Source organism: Vibrio sp. 378, from assembly GCF_033339435.1.
The window spans coordinates 1-638 of the sequence record NZ_JAWOUO010000696.1 but is presented as its reverse complement, the minus strand read 5'-3'; the positions used below and the strand labels follow the sequence as shown (position 1 = coordinate 638).

Annotated in this window: 1 protein-coding gene; it reads right to left on the bottom strand. The window is 45.0% G+C overall.

Annotated elements, in window-relative coordinates:
- Nucleotides 1-87 precede the first annotated feature (87 nt).
- A partial coding sequence (locus R7Q48_RS28330; protein ID WP_318133646.1) for a TonB-dependent receptor domain-containing protein occupies nt 88-638 on the bottom strand: 551 nt, incomplete at its 5' end.

Genomic DNA, 638 nt, shown 5'->3' with positions numbered 1-638 from the left:
TGATAAGGCTGAAAAACGCACCTAATGAATCATAGTAAAGCATGATTTAAAAAGGCTGGGACATAGCCCAGCCTTCTTTGAAAGAGATTAGAACGCTACGTCTAACCCTAACCAGTAACGACGTCCATCTTCGACGTACCCATATTCTTTGTAGTTGATGTCTTCATCGAACAGGTTGTAAATCGCACCTTTGATCTTGGTGTTATCCGTCAACTGATACGTTACGCCGGCATCTACAAACGTATAAGCAGGTTCAACGATGCTGTTGCGTGATGGGCCAGTGACCGGATCCATTTCTTTGCCTCGGTAGGTCACTTTCGTCCAGCTCTCTAGGTTGTCTGTTGTTTGCCAAGTGACATCAACATTAAACAGGTGCTTTGGAAGTTGCTGAAGTGGCATGCCTTTGTATTCACCTGTTTTTTGCTCCGAGTCGGTAAAGGTATAGCTTGAGCTTAAGTAGATAGTCTCAGTTAGTGGTTTCGCCAACGTTGCTTCTACACCCTGAGTAACAGCTTCATCCACATTAATGCGGTAAGTAGGATCTGCCCCCCATTGGTTTGGGCCATCCGTACAAATTGTATCTGGGCACACCACGCGAGTGATCTTATCTTTAAACTCATTGTGGAAGGCAGTTAACG